We start from the raw sequence: 22,253 nt of genomic DNA, 5'->3' as shown, positions 1-22,253 counted from the left end.
GTTACCTCAACGCCTTTGCGCCGGATGCGCCAGTTCGCCGCCGTGCCGCCACTCGACCAGCCACTTGATCAACAGCGTCAGCAAAGTCAGCAGGGCCAGCAGCGAAGCCAGACCGAACGCCGCGGCGATCGCGTGCTCGCCGCCGCCGTTATAGACCTGGTCCACTTGCAGTGGCAGCGTATTGGTCAGCCCCGGCAGATGTCCCGAAACCACCGATACCGCGCCGAATTCACCCATGCTGCGCGCATTGCATAACAACACGCCGTACAGCAGCGCCCAGCGCACCTTGGGCAAGGTCACGCGGAAGAAGATCTGCCAGCCGCCGGCGCCGAGGGTGCGTGCCGCGTGCTCTTCCTCGTTGCCCTGAGCCTGCATTAACGGGATCAGCTCGCGCGCTACGAAAGGAAACGCCACGAACACCGTCGCCAGCACCAGTCCCGGCACCGCGAAAATCACCCGTATGCCGTGGTCATCGAGCCAGCCGCCGAACCAGCCGTGCACACCGTACACCAGCACATAGACCAGGCCCGCCACCACCGGCGACACCGAGAACGGCAGGTCGATCAGGGCACCGAGCAAGTGTTTGCCGCGGAATTCGTAGTGCGTCATCAACCAGGCCGCGGCCAGGCCGAACACCATGTTCGCAGGCACCGCGATAACCGCCACCGTGAGAGTGAGCCGTACCGCGGTGCGCGCATCGGGGTCGGTGATAGCTTCGACGAACACCTGCCAGCCTTTGCCGAAGGCTTCCACGAAAACCGCCAGCAATGGCAGCACCAACAGCCCCACCACGCACAGCAAGGCCAGCGCGATCATCACCCCCCGTCCCACGGACACGGTCCAGCGGCGCGAACGATGGATGGCATGGGTCGCAATGGCAGACATCAGGCCACCTCGGACCAGCGGCGATTCCAGCGCTGCAACAGATTCACCGCCAGCAGCACCGCCAGCGAGGCGAGCAACATCACCGCGCCGAGCAAGGCAGCGGGACTGGTATCGCCGCCGGCGTCGATCTTCTGCACGATCAGGAGCGGCACGATTTCCGTGCGCATGGGCAGGTTGCCTGAGATGTAGATCACCGAGCCGTACTCGCCGACCGCGCGAGCCAGTGCGAGCGCGAAGCCGGTCAGCAAAGTCGGCGTGAGCATCGGCAGCAGCACGCGGCGGAAACTCTGCCAGCGGTTGGCGCCGAGCGTGCACGCCGCCTCTTCCACCTCGCGCTCCAGGCTTTCCAGCACCGGCTGCAAGGTCCGCACCACGAACGGAAGGCCGACGAACACCATCGCCAGCAGCACGCCCAGGCGCGTGTAGGCCACCTGGATCCCCCACGGTTGCAGCAGGCGGCCGATCCATCCATTGGGCGCGTACAGCGCGGTCAGCGCAATGCCCGCCACGGCGGTGGGCAGGGCAAATGGAAGATCGATCAGCGCATCGCAGACACGGCGGAACGGGAAGCGATAGCGCACCAACACCCAGGCCAGCAGCAAGCCCACCACGACATCGATGGCCGCCGCCAGCAGCGCGCCGCCAAAACTGAGCTGCAGAGCCTGCAGCACGCGGCGGGTGCCGATCTGCGCCCACCACGCCGCCGGCCCCAGGCTGGCGGCCTTCCACGCCAACGCGGCCAGCGGCAGCAGCACGATGCCGCCCAGCCAAGCCAGCGTGATGCCCAGGCTCAGGCCGAACCCTGGCAAGGCGCGGCGCATGCTCAATGCCCCGCTTCGCTGATCTGATCGTACACGCCGCCGTCGGCGAAGTACGTGGCCTGGGCCTTGCGCCAGTCGCCGAACACTTCGGCCAACGTGAAGGTCTTTACCGGCGCGAATTGCGCGGCATACCTGGCGGCGACTTCCGCCGAGCGCGGCCGGTAGAAGTACTTCGCCACCAGCTCCTGCCCCTCGGGCGAATACAGGAATTTCAGATAGGCCTCGGCCGCCTGTCGGGTGCCGCGCCGGTCCACCGTCTTGTCCACCACCGCCACCGGCGGCTCCCCCAGGATGCTCAGCGACGGCACCACGATGTCGAACTTGTCCTTGCCAAGCTCCTGCTCCGATTGCAGGGCTTCGCTCTCCCACGCGATCAGCACATCGCCGATCCCGCGCTGTACGAAGGTGTTGGTAGCGCCGCGCGCACCAGTATCCAGCACCGGCACATGCTTGTAGAGCTCACTGACGTAGGCACGCGCAGTGTCGGCATTGCCGCCGGGCTGACGCAACGCCCAGCCCCAGGCCGCCAGGAAATTCCAGCGGGCGCCGCCGGAGGTCTTCGGGTTGGGCGTGATCACTTGCACGCCGCTGCGCACCAGATCCGGCCAGTCATGGATCTGCCTGGGATTGCCCTTGCGCACCAGGAACACCACGGTCGAGGTGTATGGCGTGCTTTGCTCGGGCAGGCGCGACTGCCAGTCCCTGGGCAGCAGCCCGCGATCGGCCAGCACGTCGATGTCCCAGGCGAGCGCCAGCGTCACCACGTCAGCCGGCAGGCCGTCCTGCACCGCACGCGATTGTTTGGCGGAGCCGCCGTTGGACGTGGTGATGCGCACCTCCTTGCCGGTCTGTTTCTTCCACGATTCGGCGAAGGCCTGGTCGAGTTGCTTGTAAAGCTCTCGGGTGGGATCGAAAGAAACGTTGAGCAGACGGCTGTCTTGCGCCTGTGCGGCTGCGCTCAGCAACATGCCGGCAAGCGCAAGCAGCATGGATGGGCGTAGTCGTAACATGTTCGGGCTCCCAGTCGGTCGTGTCGAATCAGGCTAGGCGGACAGGGTATGCGTCCCTGCCCTGCCTCGCTTTGTCCCACATCATTCATTCAAAGATCGTCAGCGAGGCGCTAGGAACTGCCTCCAAGCCTCGCCACTCGATGCCAATGCGCGTAAGGCAGTGCGCCAGAGTCGACCAGATGAATCGACCATGGGCCTCCTTCCGGCCGGACACGCTAACTTGTCGCGGCGGCACACCACCGTGCCATTCCGGCGTTTCGCGCGATGCCATGCTCGGCTCGATATCGTAGCCCTCCCCTCCCCAAAGGCCCGGGCCGGCAGAGCCGTCTCGCTGAAAGCGGTCGCAATCGACGGAAACGCGATGGAGCCTGGCTCTGATAGATCTCGGCGATGCCGGCGTCGGCGCCGTCTCCAACTTTCCGATAAGTGGGCCAGTCGCCATAGAAGTCATAGCCCCCGCTGGCGCAATCCGGGCGGAGAACCAGCCACAGGCCGAGTACCCAGGCCACCCCCACTGACCGATCTCACCGCGCCTGCGTGCCACAACCACACCATGCCAGCTTCTTTCCCTCGAGGATCGAAAACCCGGCTAGGTTGCCCTCTGCGGCCAAGCAGCAGAAATGATCGATGTGCATATGCACATGCATTTCCAGACGTCTAGAAGGCTTTCTGTCAACTTAACAAAATAGCTGACTGCTCATGCCCTTGACCTCAAGGGATCGATAGCGTCCCATCCGCGCTTCTTTCAGGTGCTGCGATGAAGGCGACTCGCGCCGAGGAAATCGAAACGCACAAGTGACTTTCCGACCGTAACAAACTGCACCAGGAGAACCCGTCGGTGCTTGCCGTTAGTGACGTAGATGATGATGCGGAGCGCTTTCGGATGTCCGCTCGACGAATCGCCGGGCGTGATGGTGCACAAGAAAAACCCCGGCCGAAGCCGGGGTTTCCCTTCTCCCTCACCCACTGAGAAGTTATTTCGTATATGTGGCCAGCACGGAAACGTTCTTGTAGGCCTGCACCCCCACTACACGCAGGTAGTACGTACCGGCCTGCGGCCTGGCGATCACCACAACCTCGCTGTTGCCTGGCCTGACCGACTTGAAGTCGGCGCCGGAGCCATCGACGTCAGGTGCACTACCTGCCTTGACGAACAGCGACACATCGCCGCTGCCGCCAAGCGTACGCAAGTTCAGATTGCGCGCGCCCTCCGGAACTTCGATGGCGTAGAGAACCTGGGAGCCCGTGCCGCCGCTCTGTCCGCTCAACAACACGCCCGGGCTCAGCATGATGGCGTCATCCCCCTCGCTGTTATTACCCAAGGCGAGATTGACCGCCGCATAAGCATCGACGATACCTGCGCCGATGGGCTGGTCGGGACTCACCGGGAAACGGCGTGCTGATTTAACCAGGATGCTCTTGACCTGATCAGGTGTTGGTGCCGCCAGGCCGGCCTGTTTCATGGCACTCAGTACCAGCGCAATCGTGCCGGTCACATGTGGGGCTGCCTGTGAGGTTCCCACGAAACCGCCGTAGCCGGCTTCTTCCGGAATCGTCGTGCCCAAGTCGATTGCCGACCAGACAAAGCCCTCAGGATTCGCTACGGTGCCGGTGTTGGGATCGTCGTTGGTGTAATACCCACCACCCGGAGCCGACAGAGTAACCCCAGCGCCATAGCTTGAATAAAAAGCGCGCCTTCCGGTAATGCCGTTCGAAGCGACGGTGATGACACCCGGGCAGCTTGCCGGAGTGTAGTTCGCTACGTCCGCATTGCTGTTGCCAGCCGCAACGACTACGGTAGTGCCGCGGCTGCGGGCATCGGCGATGGCCCGACCCATCGCACTGTTTGCCGAGCAGGAGCCACCGCCCCCGAGACTCATGTTGATGACCTGTGCCGGGTTCTGGTTATCCGGCACCCCGTCCACATGACCACCCGACGCCCATATCACGGCATCGGCAATATCGGATGTGTCACCGCCACAGTGCCCCAGCACGCGCACAGGAAGCAATTTGGCGTTGTAGGCGATACCCGCCATACCTTCGCCATTATCGGTTCGCTCGGTCGCCGTACCGGCGACGTGAGTGCCATGCCAACTGCTGTCCTCCGGCGGGTTGGATTCATCCGTGCAGGCACTGAGATACGGTTCGGTGGTGGTCCAGTCACCGGTATCCCAACCGCCCGCTGCGCGACCATCGGTACCCCGGCCGGACACAAGTCCATCGGAGATGAAATCGTAGCCTGAGTCAGCCAGCGAAAGATCGAGATCCGGATGATGGGTGACACCGGTGTCAAGCACGGCTACCGTGACGCCCGAGCCATCGGCCAGATCCCAGGCGTTATTGATATTCGCACCGCCTGTCGGGTTGCTGAAATGCCACTGGTATTTTTCGTAGTGCGGATCATCCGGCGTGAATGTTTGCGGCGCCATGCCGGCAGGTGCGGCCATGTCGCGCACCGCATGCAAGATTACATCAGGCTCCACATAAGCTACGGCGGGATCGGCCGCGAGCTGTTTCATCAATGCATCGGCTTGTTCCCGATCGAGCCTGCGCGAAGTGCGCACCAGATCCGCACCCATCGCAAGCTTGCGCTGATAGGTCACGCTCAGCGGCGCCATCGTCGTACCGGTGGCTGCGCGGTTCAGGCCGGCCCGGCCAACGGCCGCCATCACGTTCTGCACGACAGCATCGCGCTGAACGCGCTCCGAGCTGCCAGCGCGGTAGGTAATGATGAAGCGGTTATAGCCTTGATTCGACTGAGCGCCGGGCAACTTCCCCGTCGGCAAATTCGGCGCATCCGCGGCATAAGCCGCAGGAATCGCCACGGCCAATGCGATGGCCATGACACTACCGCACATCGAAGTAGACATCTTCATTCAAAATCCTTAGCTCAGATAGAAGAACACGGTATTTCCGCATCCTGAAGGAAACTGGTGAAACAACCACGCTGCCGCCAGGCTTCAGGGGGATGTCATCACCTCAAAAAGAACTCCCCCTCCGGCAGAGCCGAAGGGGGAGACCGGCATTACCAGCCGAAGCTGACGCCAATCGTGCCGCTGGATTCACCGCCGCCGGCGATGGAGCCACCGAGCAGCACCGCACCGTTGCCGGGAATGCGTGCGGCATAACCCACTGCCAACGCCGCCTGCCCACGATATCCGCCAACCGCCGCACTCACGCGATTTTGGGTACCCGGCGCCGCGGCAATCGCACCAGCCATGCCGGCCATCGCCGTACCCATGGCACCCACGCGATTCAAGCGAGTATCGAGCCCATTGAAGCGAGTATTGACGTCGGACTTGAAGGCATCGAAGTCCGAATTGCTCACCATATTGGCGGTCTTTTGATCGGTGTACGACTTGGCATCCGAGAGCGTCTGCTGTGCCGTGGTGTCGGTGTAGGATTTGGCGGTCACCAATGCCTCGTCCACTTGGCTGACGTTGGCGGCATCCGTCGGTGCGACGCCATTGGCGACGTTGCTGACCACCGCCGGAGCGGCAGCCGGCGCAGCGGACGCAGGTGCCACCGGGGCTGCTGAAGGAACCGCTGCCGGCGCCTCCGGCGCAACCACTGGGGCACTGCTGGCGACGTTGGCATTAAACATCGATCCGCCCAATGCCACGTTCTCCAGATTGCCCACGCGGTGGTCCAGCGAACCCAGCACGCCGTCCACCGCACTGAAAGCATCGCCCACGTTGTAGTAGGAATTGCCCTGGATGATGTAGTTCGGCGCGACCAGCCCGGCACCGGTCATGTAGGCACCGCCACCCAGCATCTGTGCCGTCTGGTCGCCCAGATTGAACAGTTGGCCCGCATTGGCGGCGTCGGTGCTATTCGCACCCAGCTTGCCATTGGCCACATTGGCAATGGTCGTGCCGCTCTGGCCTTCCAGGGTGATCGACTTCTTGCTGGCGTCGTCGTACTTCACAGCACCGGCCAGATCGCCGCTGACGCCTTCGATGGCGCTGTTCAGCTGCTTGACGTTGACACCATCTGTGTCCGCCGTGCCCGCGGCAAGATTGCTGAGTTGCCGCTCGTGACCCACGCTGCCAATGGAAACACTATTGGCGCGGTTAGCCAGCGAGTTGGCGCCCAAGGCCACCGAGTTATAGGCCGTAGCTACCGCCTTTGAGCCCATCGCTACCGACGAGTTACCTTCGGCTCTGGACATCATGCCGAGCGCAACGGCATAGTCATTGACGGCCTTTGCCTGAAAACCGACAGCGGTGGCGCTGAAAGCGTAGGGAGAGTACATAGCACTGGTCTTGGTTTCCGCAACAGCACCTGAGCCAATGGCTGTCGAGCCGTAGCTATTGGCCGTTGCACTGTCGCCGAGAGCCGTTGCATTTGCACCCGCAGTGCCGGCGTTGTGGCCAATTGCCACACCTTTGGTATCGGCATGAGCCGAAGCGCCAACAGCCAGCGAATACTTACCTTCCGCCTTCGCATCGTCGTTGCCGTCGTTATTACCATTGGCCTTGAAGTACCGATTAGTTGCGGCGCCGGCATTAGCCACCGCATCCAGCTGCGACTTGTTCACCGCATCCGTGCCTTGCGTACCATCAGCCACGTTGGTGATCTGGCGTTCATGACCGACGCTGCCCACCGAAACCGAGTTGGCCCGGTCGGCGACCGAGAGCGCCCCCAGTGCCACGGCATTAGCGCCGGTAACCGAACTCAATTCACCGATGGCGACACTCTGATCAGTCAGGCCATGAATACCTGCGCCCGCGCCCAGTGCAACCGAACGTTTGCCCGTGGCATTGGCTCCAGTACCTAGAGCAACACTCTCATCGCCGGTGGCTAGGGAAGCGCCTCCCAATGCAATGGCGCTCATGCCTGTCGACACCGGGCCACCTGCATGGATCGTGTGTGCCGTCTGATCATAGAAGGCACCAAAGCCGCCAATGGCGATGGCGAAATTGTTGCCGGCAACTGCGTTGACACCCATGGCGATAGCACCCTGGGCACCCTTGACCACCGCCGAAATCGGGCCTATGGCGATGGACCCGAGCGCCCCCTCGCTGACCGATGAGCCATAACCCATGGCCATGCCAAAGTTGGCGCCATTGCCCACCGCGCCACCATTCATCGCCAACGAATACACGCCATCCGCCGTCGAATCTGCACCAAACGCCGAAGAGCTCTGAGCATTGGCCTGCGCATTGGCACCGACCGCAGTGCTGTTCACGCCCAGCGCGGTGCTGCCGTAACCCGCTGCCGTGCTGAATTTGCCAAGCGCATTTGCACCACTGCCGAATGCCGACGAACCGGTTTCTGCGGCATAACTACCGGAACCCGCGGCAGTCGCCAGGTCGCCGTCGGCCATCACGTCGTCGCTGCCATCGCCCTTGCCATTAGCCTTGAAGTAGTGGTTAGCGGCAACCGAACCCGCCGTTGCATCCTTCAACTGCGCAAGGTTCACTGCATCGGTGTCTTCGGTACCGGCAGCGACATTCGCGATCTGACGTTCATGACCCACATTGCCAACGGACACCGAGTTGGCGCGATCGGCAAGCGAGCCTGCACCGAGAGCGACCGCATTGGTAGCTTCTGGCGCGATGACGCTGCCAGTGCCTACAGCTGTAGCATCGTAGCCCGAAGCGTCCGCGCCATCGCCTAGCGCCATGGACTGTTCGCCTGTGGCACGCGCGCCCTTGCCCATCGCCACGGCATGCGAACCGCTTGCGTAGCTGGAGCTGCCAACTGCGATCGCATAATCGCCTTCGGCGATAGCATCATCGAAGAAGCCAATACCTTGGTCGCCGTTGGCCTTGAAGTACTTGTTTGCCGCTTCGGCGTTGTGCGCGACTTCATCCAGTTGCGACTTGTTCACCGCATCAGTGCCCTGCACGCCAGCGGCCACGTTGACGATCTGCCGCTCATGGCCCACGGAACCGACCGATACGGTGTTTTCGCGGTCGGCCACCGAACTTTGACCCAGGGCGACGCTATTGTTCGCCTGTGCCCAGGCATTGAAGCCAAGGGCTGTGCTGTTCTCCGCCTGTGCCCAGCTCTCCGCGCCAAAGGTTGATGCATTGTCAGCCGTAGCGGCCGAGTTCATGCCAAATGCCGAGCCATGATGACCGGATGCATCGGCCTGGTAGCCGACCGCCGTGCCCCACGCATTGGCTTTACTGTCAACGCCGATGGCCATGCTGAAAGATTGGTCGGCGATGGCTCCATTGCCAACGGCAATACTCCGCCAGCCCTTCGCTTCGGCGTTATGACCCAATGCCGTACTCTCCATGCCCGCTTCAGCTTCTGCACCCAGAGCCGTGGCATAAGGACCCGTGGCCACAGACAGGCCGCCGATGGCGACACTGGCCACACCATCCGATAGCGCTCGATCACCAATCGCAATGCCGGCCTCAAGGCTAGCCGTCGACAGCGAACCCATAGCCACGCTGGCCTTGCCCAGCGCCCATGCATTGCCCCCCGTCGCGACACTGGAATCGCCCGCGCTGATGGCACCGAAGCCCGCGGCCAAACTGCCATTACCGCGAGCCAATGCTTCGCCGCCGAGGGCGGTGGAACCAGTGCCCGAGGCCTGACTCAGACCACCGATGGCGGTCGCGGCCTGATCGGCATCGGCGGTGGCATAGGTACCCACGGCGACATTGCCCAAACCGCCCAGTTCGGATTCCGTATTGCCTGCATAGGAACCCTGGCCCACAGCGACCGAAGCGTCGCCGAAGGCTTTCGCATCCTGGCCGAAAGCCGAACTACCGATACCAGAGGCGAGCGATTCGGCACCGATGGCAGTGGTGGCATTCGCCAAAGCCTTACTGTTCGCGCCCGCAGCGAGTGCGAGATCGCCGCTTGCAGTGGCATCATCGCTGCCATCGTTCTTGCCGTTGGCTTTGAAGTAGTGCTGCGCATCGCCAATACTGCCGGCTACGGCATCCAGCTGTGCCTTGTTCACCGCATCGGTAGCTTCGGTACCGGCAGCGACATTGATGATCTGGCGTTGATTTCCCTCGTTACCCACTGAAACCGTGTTGTCGCGGATAGCCACCGAATCGTAGCCGAGCGCCACGGAGTTCAGGCCCACTGACTGCGCCCGTGGTCCGATAGCAACACTATTGTTTGCTTGTGCGTAAGCGCCAGCACCCAAAGCGACAGCGTTCTGTCCTTCGGCACGTGTGTAGTAGTCGATGCAAATCGACCCATCGCAGGACAACTTGCCGCCGATCGAGATCGATCCATCACCCGCAGCAGTGCTTATGTGACCGATGGCGATCGACTCATCCGCCACAGCCTGGGAGTGCGCACCGACAGCAGTCGATTCCATACCGGAAGCCCCACTGAATAGGCCCACGGCAGTACCAGAATAACCATTGGCAAGGGCGCCTGCGCCGAGTGCGGTCGCACCGTTTCCGCTGGAGACGGCACCCGCGCCAAAGGCACTCGCGGCATAGCCTTCGGCCAACGTCGACTGCGTGCCATTGATGGTGACCAACTCACCACCCATTGCGACACTCGAATCGCCATTCGCCGCGGCCAGATTGCCGATCGCAATCGAGTTATCCGAAACGGCCGTGGAGTCATTACCTACAGCGATGGCGGTGTTGCCAATCGCCCATGCACCTTGCCCACTTGCGACACTGAAGTCACCAGCGGCAATACTGTAAGCACCATCTGCCACACTGGCCTCGCCATTAGCTTTGGCGCCGAAACCTGCTGCCAGACTACCCGCACCATTCGCTTCGGCAGCGCCGCCCACCGCGGTGGAGCCCATACCCGAAGCGATGCTCAACGCACCCAGCGCCGTAGCAGCCTGATCGGCACTGGCCTCTGCATGGGCACCAACGGCCGTATTGCCAAAACCCACGGAGAGCGAGCTCTGACCTATCGCAACAGAGGCATCCCCCCCGGCGATCGCATTTCGACCGAAGGCGGAACTGCCAATGCCAACGGCAATTGCCTGATTACCCATCGCGGTGGACGCGCCTCCTGCCACGCTGTTAGCGCCAGCAGCCACCGCCATGCCTCCGGTGATCTGGGCGTCGTCGCTACCGTCCCCCTTGCCGCTGGCCTTGAAATAGTGCTGCGCATCGCCGACGCTGCTAGCCAGGGCATCGAGCTGAGTCTTGTTCACCGCATCGGTAGCTTCGGTGCCAGCGGCCACGTTCGTGACCTGACGTTCGTTGCCGGCACTGCCCACAGAAACAGTGTTACCGCGATCGGCAACGGAATGGGCTCCAAGTGCCACGGCATTGTCGGCCGATGTCGACGAATGACTGCCAAGCGCAATGGAATCCTCGCCAGTTGCAATGGAGCGCTGCCCCAATGCGACCGAACCATCCGTCATCGCAATGGCGCTGTCGCCCATCGCAATAGCCCCTTCACCGCCGGCCAGTGCCGCATGGCCGCTAGCGATCGAGCCATTGCCGAAAGCACTGGCACCCGCGCCGGCTGCCAAGCTCTGTTCACCGGAAGCCTGCGCCAGTGCACCGAGGGCAGTAGCGTCATTACCTGATGCGGTGGCCAATGCTCCTAATGCAGTAGCATCAAAACTAGCTGCAATCGCTTTGCTGCCCAAGGCGATACTGTCCATGCCAGTCGCATGGCTATCGAATCCCAAAGCAGCGCTGTAGTCAGCTGCTGCATTGGCACCAGCGCCTACCGCGATGGAAACTCCTCCTGTCGCCTGACTAGACCGACCCAGCGCGACACTTACGTCACCGGTTGCATTAGCGCCGAACCCCAAGCCAACAGAAAAACTATTTGCCTTGGATCCGCCGCCAATAGCCATGCCGCCGTATCCCTGAGCGGAAGCACCGGAACCTAACGCCACCGCTTCCGTGCCATTGGCCTGGGCGAGATAGCCCGCGGCCAAAGCGCCATGCGAATGCGCACTCGCGAAAGCACCCAAGGCAGCAGCACCGATACCAGATGCTTTTGCTTGATCGCCGATCGCCACGGTGCCTAGATCCTGCGCCATTGCCGCGCCAATAGCGATCCCATGATATCCACTTGCCTGGCTATTGTTGCCAAGTGCCAGGCTGTCATTCGCTGATGCAGATGCATTCGCTCCGACTGCGGTCGCACCATCCCCCGCTGCCATGCTCCCCACGCCGACCGCTGTACTTTTCCCACCCTCCGCTACGGCCCCCGAACCCAGCGCCGTGGAGTACTTGCCACTAGCGTGCGTGTTGCGAGTAACAATGTCGCCGTTAGCCAGGACATCGTTGTAGAGGCCGCCGATGCTAGTCGCATCTTCAGCTGACGCCTCGGAGAACGATCCGATGGCGACACCATTCCTGGCCTCATCGCGAACCGTCGCGAAAGTACCCATGGCAATGCCATTGCTGGCGTTGTTGCCGATGTTGGCACCTACGCCAATACCAACACTTGCAGCAGCGTTTGCACCGACGACATTGCCGGCGCCCAGCGCTATCGCGCCATCGCTGTCGACCGTATTGACGCTGCCGATCGCGACCGAGCGCAAACCATTCGCGTTGTTGCCTTCACCGGCGGCCACACTGCTGGCGCCAAGCGCGGTGCTGCCATAGCCCAGTGCTGTGGCGAAATCGCCGATAGCGTAGGTCCCCGAACCGAATGCCGATGACCCTATGCCGCCCGCATAACTGCCTGCTCCAGCTGCCGTGCTGTATTCGCCGGAGGCTTGCGCGTCATCGCTGCCATCTCTTTTGCCATTGGCCTTGAAGTAGTGCTGTGCATCGCTGACGCTTTCGCTGACGGCGTCGAGTTGCGACTTGTTTACCGCATCCGTGCCCTGGATACCCGCGGCGACATTGACGATCTGGCGCTCGCTGCCCGCCGAACCCACCGACACGGAGTTTTCGCGATCAGCCTTGGAACCCGCGCCCAGGGCCACACTATTGATGGCTTCGGCGCGGGCACGGCTACCGATGGCCGTGCCATTGGCAGCGCTCTCCAGTACGCGTGAGTCGTAACCCACCGCTGTACCGGCGTTGGCGCGGGACTGCGCGTTGGAACCCAGCGCAGTCGCCGTGGCCTGCAGAGCCTGGGCGTTCGTGCCAACTGCTGTGCTATTGGTCTCGGCGGCGTTGGCGTTACCACCGATCGCCGTGGCGCTGATCTTCTTCGCCTTGGCATTGGCGCCATAGGCTGTGGTGTCGTCCGCCACTGCTTCGGCGTTGCTACCGATGGCAGTCGCCCGGCGACCCGCGATGGTCGCGCCGCCATCCGCATAACTGCCATCCGGATTCGGCAAACCCCGTACCACCGCATCCGTCACTACGGCCTTCTTGGCTTTGCTGTCGGGCGCAACGCCTTGTCCGGCAGCCATCGCATGTCCCGACATCAGGCTTGCCGTCGCCATGGCCAATGCACCCATAGCCGCGCGCAGACGGCGCGATGCGCCCCCTTTGCCATTTGCCCGCGCATGTTCCGATGCCACCACCAGCTTGCCCAGCGACTTGCTCCAAACCTTGCTGTAAATCTTGTTCATTCACGTGCTCCATGACGTATGCAAAGGCGTGGAACCGATCCAGTCGGGGTGTATTCCAAGCCACAAGAAATCTGCACAGCCCGCACATCAGCGGTGCCGGCGGATGCGGAGACCCCTCTTTGTCAGGCGCCTCTTGCATGCGAAAGGATTCGCGACAGCGTGTCGACAGTCACGCACACTTTCTTCGGCAATCCAACAAAACTCACCAAACTCACGCCACCTCGCACTTGATTTGACGCAAAATAAAGTGAGAAAACACATATACCGTTTGGATGGCTAAAAACTTTCCATGAAGAAAGGAAAATTTTCGGAGAGTTCCTATGCACGTAAAGCAAGTAACAAGACGGCGAAGGAAGCCGCATGGAAATACCTGAAACGCTGGATAGAAGCAGTCGAGCGAACCAATACGCTGCATCAACGTCACGCCAAGGCAATGCAGCTGCTCATGCTGCTTATGGCTGTCATGCTTCCGGCCAATTGGATTTATCTGTATCTAACGATGCACCTTCCACCGACGGGTTGGCGCAAAGTGTTGTTCGCCGCTGACCTGGCTACCGCTGCAGCCGCCCTGGCTAGCTTGCTTTTGGTGCGCAAGCGGAAACCTCGCCTTGCGGTGATGACTTATCTCGCCGTACTGCTTGGTGGAATCGCCGTGGGTTCGCTGACGATCGGCCTTCAAGCGCTGATGTTCGACCAGACCTATGCCTTGCTCAGCCTGGTGATCGGAGGCCTCGTGCTTGGGCATCGCGCGCTGTGGGTTATTTTTTTGGCCTTGCTGGGCATCTTCGCCATGGGGATGGTGACCGACGCGCATCGCCACGCCACCGACCACCTGACCGGAACCGCCTTCGGTAATGCCCCCTCCGCCCTGCTCAGCTATCTGGTCATCACCGTGGTGATCGACCGCTGCCTGCATGCCTTGCTGACAGCGCTGGAGGAGTCCAGAAGACGAGGCGAACAGTTGCAAACGGAAATCGCGAAACGCGAACGCACGCAGTCACGCCTGTTTCATGCACAGAAGATGGAGGCGGTCGGACGCGTGGCCGGCGGCATCGCCCACGATTTCGATAATGTGCTTTCGGTGATTCTCGGATACGCCACCGCAGGTGAGCGCCTGGCCGGCAAAGGCATATCCGCATTACTGGAGGCGCTGTTGGGTATCGAGCAAGCAACCCGACGGGCGATGAAGCTCAGCCGGCGCCTGCTCACCTTCTCGCGCGACGATCCCGGCGATAGCGAGCGCTTCGACGCCTGCGAAGTACTGCGCGACTGCATTCCCATGCTCCGCCAGCTATGCGGTGTCAGGGTCAGGGTCGAACTGACCTGCCCGGAAGGCGCACCGCTGCCCCTGTACATGGACCGCGGCCGATTCGAGCTCATGCTGCTCAACCTGGCCTCGAATGCTCGCGACGCCATGCCCGATGGTGGCCGCCTCGACATAACCGCGCAACGCGACACGGCAAGCACCCATGCTTTATTCGTGTTCAAAGACACCGGCATAGGCATGGAGAAGGTCGTCGCCAAGCGCATCTTCGAGCCGTTCTACACCACCAAACCTGCGCACAGCGGCACGGGCCTCGGCCTCGATGCGGTGAGCCGCCTGGTCAGGGAATATGGAGGCAGGATCACGGTCGATAGCGCACCGGGCCAAGGGAGCGCCTTCTCCCTGCATATTCCGCTAGCGGGTGTCTGAATCCGTTTCGACCCTGCCCTGCTCGACCACAAAGGCATAACCGGTACCGCGGATCGTCATCAACGGTAGCACCTCGCCATGTTCGCGCACCTTGCGGCGCAGGCGGTGCACCAGCATCTCCAGCCGATGCGGATCGAAATCGTAGATGTTCCTGCTCAGCGTCGCGATCAGGTGCTCGCGCGAGACGGCTGTGCTCTTGGCCATCATCAACTGCTGCATCACGCAACGCTCCGAGCCGGACAACGCGATGCTTGCGTTGCCAGGTGTAAAGAGGCACCAGTCATCGGTTTCCAGGCGCCAGCCCTTACGCAAGGGCTTCACGCCATCTCCCTGTCTCTCGAGTTCCCGTTCTTTTCCCGAAGGCGCGCCGTCCGGTGTCTGCAGCCTGCGAGCCAAGCTATACAGGCTGGCCGCAAGCACCTCGATATCCACCGGTTTGGACAGATAGGCATCGGCACCTGCGATGAGCGCCCGCAGATGATCGTCGCGCCCGTGGTTGCCTGTCAGCATCACGATGCCCATGGGAGACAACTGCCGCAAGTGGCGGGCCACGGTGATGCCGTCCTCGCCGGGCAGGCCGACGTCCAGCAGCGCAATGTCGTACCGACTGGAGAGCATGTGGCGATAGAGATCGGCGGCACTGCCGACGCCAGTGGCGTGAAAGCCGTGATCGGCCAAGCCGGGGAGCAAGATGTGCTCGCGGAGAATTTCGTCGTCCTCAAGCACCAGCACACGCCATCTTCTTGCCGGCGCTGTCGTCATATCGGCGGAGCCCGTTTCCATCCCGCTGCCGCAACCTCTCCGTCCTTAGATTGGCTTTGAATATAACAAAGCACTCGACCCGATCGAGCATACGACTGGAACGCTCAGGCACGCCCTGCCGGGCGCGGGCACAAAAAAAGGTAATTCCTAAGCAAACCGGACCAAATCTGAGAGGATTTGGTCATGAAGCGATGCCCGGAGTGTGGCGCCAGTCGGCTGTATCGATTGAGCGATGGTCGGTACAAATGCCGATCATGCCGCCGTCGTTTCAGCTGGACATCGGTGTGGGATTCGATCCGACTGCCCGTGGCGACCAAGCATCGCCTGCTGGACCTGTTCGTACTGGGCGTGTCGTCGTATCGGCAACGCTTTTCAAGCGCGACGAGCGCTGCTTCGCGCGAACGGTTCTATCGCCTGCTACGCGCATGCTGCGCCTGGGAGGAGCAGCTCCGCGGGCCATTCGTGGGAGCGATCGAGTGCGACGAAACCACGTTTGGCGGGGCACGTCATGGCAAACGCGGCTGGGGAGCGGCAGGCAAAGTGATCGTGTTTGGTCTGGTCAAGCGCAACGGCCGGGTCAAGGCCATGCCGATCACCACCCATGACCGCGTCTCGGTCATGCATCAGATCCAGGCACATACCCGCGAAGGCGCGCTCTACTACACCGACGAGTGGCAGGCCTACGCCACCTTGAAGCTGCGTGGCGATCACGTGCTGATCCGCAAGGAGAAGGGCAAGCCGGTGGGACGCGACCACATCAATGGCATCGACAGGTTCTGGAGCTACGCGAAGAACTGGCTCTATCCCTATCGCGGCGTACCCAGACTTACTTCCATCTCTACTTGGCCGGAGTCTGCTACCGTTTCAACCATCGCGGCGAAGACCTCAAACCTCTGTTTTCAAGGCTTCTTCGCCAGGTTTCGATCCAAGATTTGCGGTCCATTTTGGTCCGGAAAGCTTAGGAACTACCCAAAAAAACGCGACGGCTTTCGCCGCCGCGTTCTTCCTCGCGGGTCGGATTAGCCGATCGCGGCGTCCTTCAGCTTCTTCAGCGGACGGACCTTCACCTTCACGGTGGCCGGCTTGGCGGCGAACCACTGCTCTTCCTTGGTGAAGGGGTTGATGCCCTTGCGCTTCGGCTTGGCCGGCACATTGATCGCGGTGATCTTCAGCAGACCCGGCAGCGTGAACGAACCGTGGCCCTTCTTGTGGACCGAGCCAGCCACAGCGTGCTCCAGCGAGGCCAGCACGGCGCGTACGTCCTTGGCCACAACACCGCTGGCTTCAGCGATGTGGGCGACCAGCCCGGACTTGCTCAGAGCTTCCTTGATCGGCTTCGGCGCGGCCGGCTTGGCGGCAGCCTTGGCGGTGGTCTTCTTGGCGGCTTTCTTGGCCATACATTCCCCGTAGTTTTGATGGGTTTGGTTTGAACCTGTGCCTTTCGGCAGGTGGAATGTATGGCAAGCGAGCGGTGCCGCCAAGACGTAAACGCATAAATGTGTCTTACGGCATGGTGTTTTTGTCATCCCGGGTATGACGGGAGCCCTGTTTTCCAGGGAAAACCGGCCGGCCGCCGGGCTTCCGCTCCGCAGGCCAAAGTAAAAAGCCCGCCCGTCCTGATGGAGGGGCGGGCCCGAAATGCCTCGAAAATAGCTTCGGTGAGTATCGGAGCTCAGCGGCCGAAGATGATCTCCTTGCCCTCATGGTCTCGGTCCCAGCCGCGCAGTTCGTCGCGGATATGGGCAATGCGCTGGCGGCCGAGGGCGTTGCGTTCCTCGTCCAGTACCTGACCGTCGAGCAGCTCGGCCAGACGCTGCGCCGTCGGCAGCATCGCATCCCAGGCGTCCAGTGCCGGGATGGGCGCCGGCAGGGTCATGAAGAAGCTCAGGCCGGGCGTGCGCAGCGCATCGAGGCGGCTCAGGTCGAAGTTGCCTGGCTTGAGCATGTTGGCCACGCTGAAGATCGGCCCCTGTTCGCGCTTGCCGTCGAGCATGCGGTGGTAGATGCCCATGGCGCCGAACTCGAGGCCGGCCTTCTCCGCCGCCACGATCAGGTCCGCGCCCTGGAATGCCGCGCCCTCGCGCGCCACTACGAACAAGGTGACGATGCGCTCCACCGACATCTGGGGCGGGCGATGCCCCACCTCGGAGCGCGGCGGCACGCGTGGTGCGGCCGGCGCGGGAGCTGGCGCGGGCGCCGGGGCCTGTGCACGCGGCGCAGGTTCGACCGGCGGCGCGACCGGGGCGGCGGCGGCGTGCGTCTGGCCGGCCTGGAACTGTTCCGGCGGCGCGCGCAGCGCTTCCACGATGGAGGCGGCGGTGCTGCTGGGCTTGCCCACAGGCGCCGGCGCGACGCGCTCGCCGGCGAGGGCTGCGCCGAGTTTCTCGAGTTCCTGGCGCAGGCCCATGTCCAGCTCACCCTGCCTGGGCGCACCCGGCCCCGGCGCAGGCTCGTCCAGCGGATCCAGGCGGAAGTCGTCGCGTGCGCTGAAGTGCGGTGCCGACTCGTCGGACACATCCATCTCAGCGTCGCCGAAGGTGGGCTCGCGGCGTTCGTCGCCGGCCTGCGCGGCCGAGGCGCGACGGCGGCCCTGCTCCTTCCTGGGCTGGCCGAACAGCCAGATCAGGCCGAGCACGATCATGCCCACGATGAGCAGCGGAATGCCTACGGCCGGATTCCAGGCGAAGGCGAGCACGGGTTGCATGGTCATGATTCGAATCCTCAGGCTGCGCCGGCGAGTTTGGCCGCCTCGGCCAGGTCCACCTGCACCAGGCGCGACACGCCGGGTTCGCGCATGGTGACGCCGCACAGCTGCGACGCCGCTTCCATGGTGGCTTTGTTGTGGCTGACGAAAATGAACTGCACCTTCTCGCTCATCTCCTTCACCATGTTGGAGAAGCGTCCCACGTTGGCTTCGTCCAGCGGCGCGTCCACCTCGTCGAGCAGACAGAACGGCGCGGGATTGAGGCCGAAAATGGAGAACACCAGCGAGACAGCGGTGAGCGCCTTCTCGCCGCCGGACAGCAGCGAGATGTTGGAGACGCGCTTGCCGGGCGGACGCGCCATGATGGCCACGCCGGTATCGAGCAGGTCGTCGCCGGTCAGTTCCAGATAGGCGTGGCCGCCGCCGAACAGGCGCGGGAACAGCTCCTGCACGCCGGCGTTGACACGGTCGAAGGTTTCCTTGAAGCGCTGGCGCGTCTCGCGGTCGATCTTCTTGATCGCGTTCTCCAGCGTTTCCATGGCCGAGGTCAGGTCGGTCAGCTGGTTGTCCAGATAGGTCTTGCGCTCGCTCTGCTCGGCGTGCTCCTGGATCGCGGCCAGGTTGACCGGCTCCAGGCGCTGGATCTTCTGCGCGATCTCGGTCAGCGAGCCGCGCCACTGCGCGGCGTCGGCATCCTCGGCCAGCTCGGCCAGCAGCGGCTCCAGTTCCAGGCCGGAGGCGGCAATCGCCTCGGCCAGCTGCTGCGCACGCAGCTCCAGAGCCTGGGCGGCCAGGCGCTTCTGCGACAGGCTCTCGCGCAGTTGGTGGAGGCTCTGCTCGATGCGCTGGCGCTCCTGCTCCAGGCGGCGGAATTCGGCGTCGCAGTCTTCCAGCGCGCGGCGTGCTTCCACCAGTTGCTTGTCGACCAGCAGGCGCTGGTCGAGGTACGTCTGGCGCTCAGCCTCGAGCTCGGCGATGGGGTCGGAGCCGGCGGCGAGCTGCTCGGCGATCTCGGTGCGCCGCGACTCGATCTGACGGATCTGCGTCTCCATGCGCGCCAGCGCCTGCTCCAGGGACGTGAGCGAGGAACGCTTCGACTCCATGGAGAGCGCCAGCGCATGCGCCTGGTCGGCGGCCTCGCGCGCGTTCATGCGGGCCTCCTCGCGCGATTCCAGCAGTGCGCGGCGCTCGTTTTCAAGCTCGCGCCGCTGGTCCTCCAGATCGCCCATGTGGTTGACCGATTCATCCAGGCGCGCGCGCGCCTCGCGAATCTGAGTCTGAAGCTCGTCGAGCTGGTTGACGATCTCGCTCAGTTCGCCGGTCACCTTTTCGGCGCGGGCGCGGGCGGTCTCCATCTTGCCGCGGTGGCTCTGCAGCTGGCCGGCCAGCTCGGACTGGCGGCGGTGTGCGTTGTACAGCTCGCGCTGCGCGTCGTCGCGCGCGCGCTCGGCTTCGAATTTGCTGGTGCGCAGGTCGTCGAGCTGGCCGGTGGCCTCTTCGATACGCGCTTCCAGCGCCTCGATCTGCTCGGCCAGCAGACGCATCTCGCGTTCGCGCGCCAGCACGCCGACCTGGTTGCCCTGCGCGCGACGCACGCGTGCCCAGCCCGGGCCCAACCATTCGCCGGCGCGGGTCATCACCGACTGGTACGGCGCCAGCGCGGACAGCCCCGCGACGCGCTGATGCGCCTCGTCGAGGTTCTCGGCGGTAAGCACGTGGCCCAGGATGGCCACGGCGGCGGCCGGGCCGCGCACGTGGGCGGCCAGCGTGCCGGTGGTGTTGGCGCCGCCTTCGGCGCTGTCCAGCAGCGCGACGTCGGCATCCTTCAGGTCGCCGAAGTGCTTGGCGAAATCATGCGAGCCGTCGACCAGCACGCTGTCGAGAAAGCCGGCCAGCGCGGTTTCCACCGCGGTTTCCCAGCCCGCCTCCACCTGCAGCGACTCGCCGAGGCGGCGCGACTTGTCCAGGCCCAGGCGAGCCAGCCAGCCGCTCGCGGCGCTTTCCTCCTGGCCCAGCGCGGCGTTCTGCAGCGCCTCCAGCGACGCCTGGCGGCCGCGCGCGGTCTGCAACTGCTGGCGCGCCTCGTTGAGCGACGCCTGCACCTGGCGCTCCTCGTCGAGCACCTTTTCGTAGGACAGCTTGTGCTGGTCGAGCATGCCGCCGAGCGTCTCGACGCGCTCGCGCTGGGTTTCGTGCTCACCCTGCAGCTGCTCGAAGGACGCATCCAGCGCTTCGATGTCGGTGGCTTTCTGCTCCGTATCCAGCGTCTCGCGGCGCCGAGACAGGTCGATCGACTGGCGATCCAGATAGGCCAGCTTGGTGCGCTCCACTTCCGCCGCGCGGCTGGCTTCGCCCGCGGTGCGGGTGTAGGCGTCCCAGCGCTGCTGCCAGTCGGCCAGTTTGGTTTCGGTATCGCGCTGCGCGTCCGCGGTGTCGTCCTGCATCTGCTGCAGGGCTTCGAGCTTGGGCTCGCCCTCGGCCAGGGCCAGGCGCAGCGTCTCCATCTGCTCGCGGTCGGTGGCGATGTGCGCGGCCAGTTCATCGTGCTCGCGCTCGGCATCGCCCTGGGCGCGCTGCAGGCGCTCGGCGGTCTCGCGGTTGAAGCGCACCTGCTGTTCGACGCGCGCGATTTCGGCGCCGACCTTGTAGACCTCGCCCTGCACCTGATTGAGGTGCTCGCTGGCGGCGGTGTGGCGTTCGCGCACGCTCTCGAGCTGGGCCTCGACGTTGCGTTGCCCGGCCACGCGCTTCTCGATCTCGATCTCGGCGGCCGAAAGCCCTGCGCCTTCGCCGTCGTGCTGGCTCTTGAGCCCGCGGTACTCCAGCGCGCGCAGTTCGGCTTCCTTGCGGGTCTGCTCCTCCTTCAAGGCCTTCCAGCGCTCGGCGGCACGGGCCTGGCGATTGAGGTGCTCGAGCTGCTTGTCCACTTCGTCGCGCACATCCCTGACGCGATCGAGGTTCTCGCGCGTGGACTTGATGCGGCTTTCGGTCTCCTTGCGGCGCTCCTTGTACTTGGAGATGCCGGCGGCCTCCTCCAGGTGCACACGCAATTCTTCCGGCGCGGCCTCCACGATCTGGCTGATCATGCCCTGCTCGATGATCGAGTAGCTGCGCGGACCAAGGCCGGTGCCGAGGAACAGATCGGTGATGTCGCGGCGGCGGCAGCGCGCACCATTGAGGAAGTACGCCGACTGGCCATCGCGGGTGACCTGGCGCTTCACCGAGATCTCGGCGTACTGGCCGTACTCGCCCTGGATGGTGCCGTCACTGTTGTCGAAGATCAGCTCGACCGTCGCCTGGCCCACCGGCTTGCGCGAGTTGGAGCCGGAGAAGATCACGTCGGTGAGCGAGTCGCCGCGCAGGCGGCTGGCCGCGCTCTCGCCCATCACCCAGCGGATGGCGTCGATGATGTTGGACTTGCCGCAGCCGTTCGGACCTACCACGCCGGTCATATTGGTCGGCAGATGGAGAGTGGTCGGATCGACGAACGACTTGAAGCCGGCGAGTTTGATCGTGGTCAGGCGCATGCGGAATCCGCGGCAGCTCTACGGAAAAGGCCCGGCGAAAACGGGCGATGGGGCACTGTGCCAAACGCGGGGCGGGGTCGCAATGCGCGGCAACAGCTGGACACGGCCTCAAGAATAAGGCCCATGTCCGTGTTCCGGAAAGGCTTTTATGTGTCCGGCGGACGCGCGTCGATGGAAAGCGCGTGGATACCGTTGTCCATCAGGCCGTCGAGAGCGGCGTAGATCATGCGATGGCGCTGCAAGGGCGCCTTGCCGGCGAACACCGGACTGACGATGCGCACGTGGAAATGGCCCTTGCCCTCGTTGGCATGGCCAGCGTGCTTGTGGCCCTCATCCAGCACTTCCAGCTCGACCGGGGCAAGCGCGGCCTGCAGGCGTTCGCGGATCTGGGTGGCCATCGTGGCGGTCAT

At 63.4% G+C, this 22,253-nt stretch carries 12 protein-coding genes; 2 read left to right on the top strand and 10 right to left on the bottom strand.

The window, feature by feature from the left end; translation table 11 throughout:
* Positions 1 to 6 precede the first annotated feature (6 nt).
* The 5 genes from cysW to ACNR9O_RS07215 form a co-directional block, all read right to left on the bottom strand.
* Entirely contained in the window at positions 7 to 885 is an 879-nt protein-coding gene (cysW, locus tag ACNR9O_RS07235) for a sulfate ABC transporter permease subunit CysW (protein WP_473681925.1), read from the bottom strand.
* Complete coding sequence (gene cysT, locus ACNR9O_RS07230; protein ID WP_473688395.1) at positions 885 to 1,706, bottom strand: sulfate ABC transporter permease subunit CysT; 822 nt, start codon at positions 1,704 to 1,706, stop codon at positions 885 to 887. Before cysT ends, cysW begins: the two co-directional genes overlap by 1 nt.
* Positions 1,707 to 1,708: 2 nt before the next feature.
* Positions 1,709 to 2,716, bottom strand: coding sequence for a sulfate ABC transporter substrate-binding protein (locus tag ACNR9O_RS07225; protein WP_473681926.1), 1,008 nt, complete (start codon positions 2,714 to 2,716; stop codon positions 1,709 to 1,711).
* Between the two features lie 974 nt (positions 2,717 to 3,690).
* The gene (locus tag ACNR9O_RS07220; RefSeq protein WP_473681927.1) at positions 3,691 to 5,592 is read right to left on the bottom strand and encodes a S8 family peptidase; all 1,902 of its coding nucleotides are present in this window, start codon (positions 5,590 to 5,592) and stop codon (positions 3,691 to 3,693) included.
* Positions 5,593 to 5,741: 149 nt separating this feature from the next.
* Complete coding sequence (locus ACNR9O_RS07215; protein ID WP_473681928.1) at positions 5,742 to 13,157, bottom strand: ESPR-type extended signal peptide-containing protein; 7,416 nt, start codon at positions 13,155 to 13,157, stop codon at positions 5,742 to 5,744.
* A gap of 289 nt (positions 13,158 to 13,446) precedes the next feature.
* On the opposite strand from ACNR9O_RS07215, the gene ACNR9O_RS07210 reads away from it, so the two are divergent.
* Positions 13,447 to 14,850: a sensor histidine kinase gene (locus ACNR9O_RS07210; RefSeq protein WP_473681929.1), complete on the top strand. Its 1,404-nt coding sequence runs from the start codon at positions 13,447 to 13,449 to the stop codon at positions 14,848 to 14,850.
* On the opposite strand, the gene ACNR9O_RS07205 is transcribed toward ACNR9O_RS07210, so the two are convergent.
* Positions 14,836 to 15,582 carry a response regulator transcription factor gene (locus tag ACNR9O_RS07205; RefSeq protein WP_473681930.1) on the bottom strand — a complete coding sequence of 249 codons (747 nt, stop codon included), beginning with the start codon at positions 15,580 to 15,582 and terminating at the stop codon, positions 14,836 to 14,838. The genes ACNR9O_RS07210 and ACNR9O_RS07205 overlap by 15 nt on opposite strands.
* Positions 15,583 to 15,795: 213 nt before the next feature.
* Between ACNR9O_RS07205 and ACNR9O_RS07200 the strand changes: the two genes are divergently transcribed.
* Positions 15,796 to 16,635 carry an IS1595 family transposase gene (locus tag ACNR9O_RS07200; RefSeq protein ID WP_473681931.1) on the top strand — a complete coding sequence of 280 codons (840 nt, stop codon included), beginning with the start codon at positions 15,796 to 15,798 and terminating at the stop codon, positions 16,633 to 16,635.
* Here ACNR9O_RS07200 and ACNR9O_RS07195 read toward each other — a convergent pair.
* The 4 genes from ACNR9O_RS07195 to ACNR9O_RS07180 all read right to left on the bottom strand — a co-directional run bounded on the left by ACNR9O_RS07195 (position 16,632) and on the right by ACNR9O_RS07180 (position 22,241).
* Entirely contained in the window at positions 16,632 to 17,009 is a 378-nt protein-coding gene (locus ACNR9O_RS07195; RefSeq protein ID WP_473681932.1) for an HU family DNA-binding protein, read from the bottom strand. The genes ACNR9O_RS07200 and ACNR9O_RS07195 overlap by 4 nt on opposite strands.
* Before the next feature lie 275 nt (positions 17,010 to 17,284).
* Positions 17,285 to 18,322, bottom strand: coding sequence for a cell division protein ZipA (zipA, locus tag ACNR9O_RS07190; protein WP_473681933.1), 1,038 nt, complete (start codon positions 18,320 to 18,322; stop codon positions 17,285 to 17,287).
* A gap of 11 nt (positions 18,323 to 18,333) precedes the next feature.
* Positions 18,334 to 21,843, bottom strand: coding sequence for a chromosome segregation protein SMC (gene smc, locus ACNR9O_RS07185; RefSeq protein ID WP_473681934.1), 3,510 nt, complete (start codon positions 21,841 to 21,843; stop codon positions 18,334 to 18,336).
* A 146-nt stretch (positions 21,844 to 21,989) separates the two neighbouring features.
* Positions 21,990 to 22,241: a BolA family protein gene (locus ACNR9O_RS07180; RefSeq protein ID WP_473700759.1), complete on the bottom strand. Its 252-nt coding sequence runs from the start codon at positions 22,239 to 22,241 to the stop codon at positions 21,990 to 21,992.
* Between the last annotated feature and the right edge of the window lie 12 nt (positions 22,242 to 22,253).

This window comes from Dyella sp. CR10, assembly GCF_055814425.1.
Note: the sequence above shows the minus strand (reverse complement) of the source record. Positions and strands in the feature narration are given on the sequence as shown.

Coding starts and splice junctions, on each gene's coding strand:
- cysW (WP_473681925.1), bottom strand. CDS start 885: ATGTCTGCCATTGCGACCCATGCCATCCATCGTTCGCGCCGCTGGACC.
- cysT (WP_473688395.1), bottom strand. CDS start 1,706: ATGCGCCGCGCCTTGCCAGGGTTCGGCCTGAGCCTGGGCATCACGCTG.
- ACNR9O_RS07225 (WP_473681926.1), bottom strand. CDS start 2,716: ATGTTACGACTACGCCCATCCATGCTGCTTGCGCTTGCCGGCATGTTG.
- ACNR9O_RS07220 (WP_473681927.1), bottom strand. CDS start 5,592: ATGAAGATGTCTACTTCGATGTGCGGTAGTGTCATGGCCATCGCATTG.
- ACNR9O_RS07215 (WP_473681928.1), bottom strand. CDS start 13,157: ATGAACAAGATTTACAGCAAGGTTTGGAGCAAGTCGCTGGGCAAGCTG.
- ACNR9O_RS07210 (WP_473681929.1), top strand. CDS start 13,447: ATGAAGAAAGGAAAATTTTCGGAGAGTTCCTATGCACGTAAAGCAAGT.
- ACNR9O_RS07200 (WP_473681931.1), top strand. CDS start 15,796: ATGAAGCGATGCCCGGAGTGTGGCGCCAGTCGGCTGTATCGATTGAGC.
- ACNR9O_RS07195 (WP_473681932.1), bottom strand. CDS start 17,009: ATGGCCAAGAAAGCCGCCAAGAAGACCACCGCCAAGGCTGCCGCCAAG.
- zipA (WP_473681933.1), bottom strand. CDS start 18,322: ATGACCATGCAACCCGTGCTCGCCTTCGCCTGGAATCCGGCCGTAGGC.
- smc (WP_473681934.1), bottom strand. CDS start 21,843: ATGCGCCTGACCACGATCAAACTCGCCGGCTTCAAGTCGTTCGTCGAT.
- ACNR9O_RS07180 (WP_473700759.1), bottom strand. CDS start 22,241: ATGGCCACCCAGATCCGCGAACGCCTGCAGGCCGCGCTTGCCCCGGTC.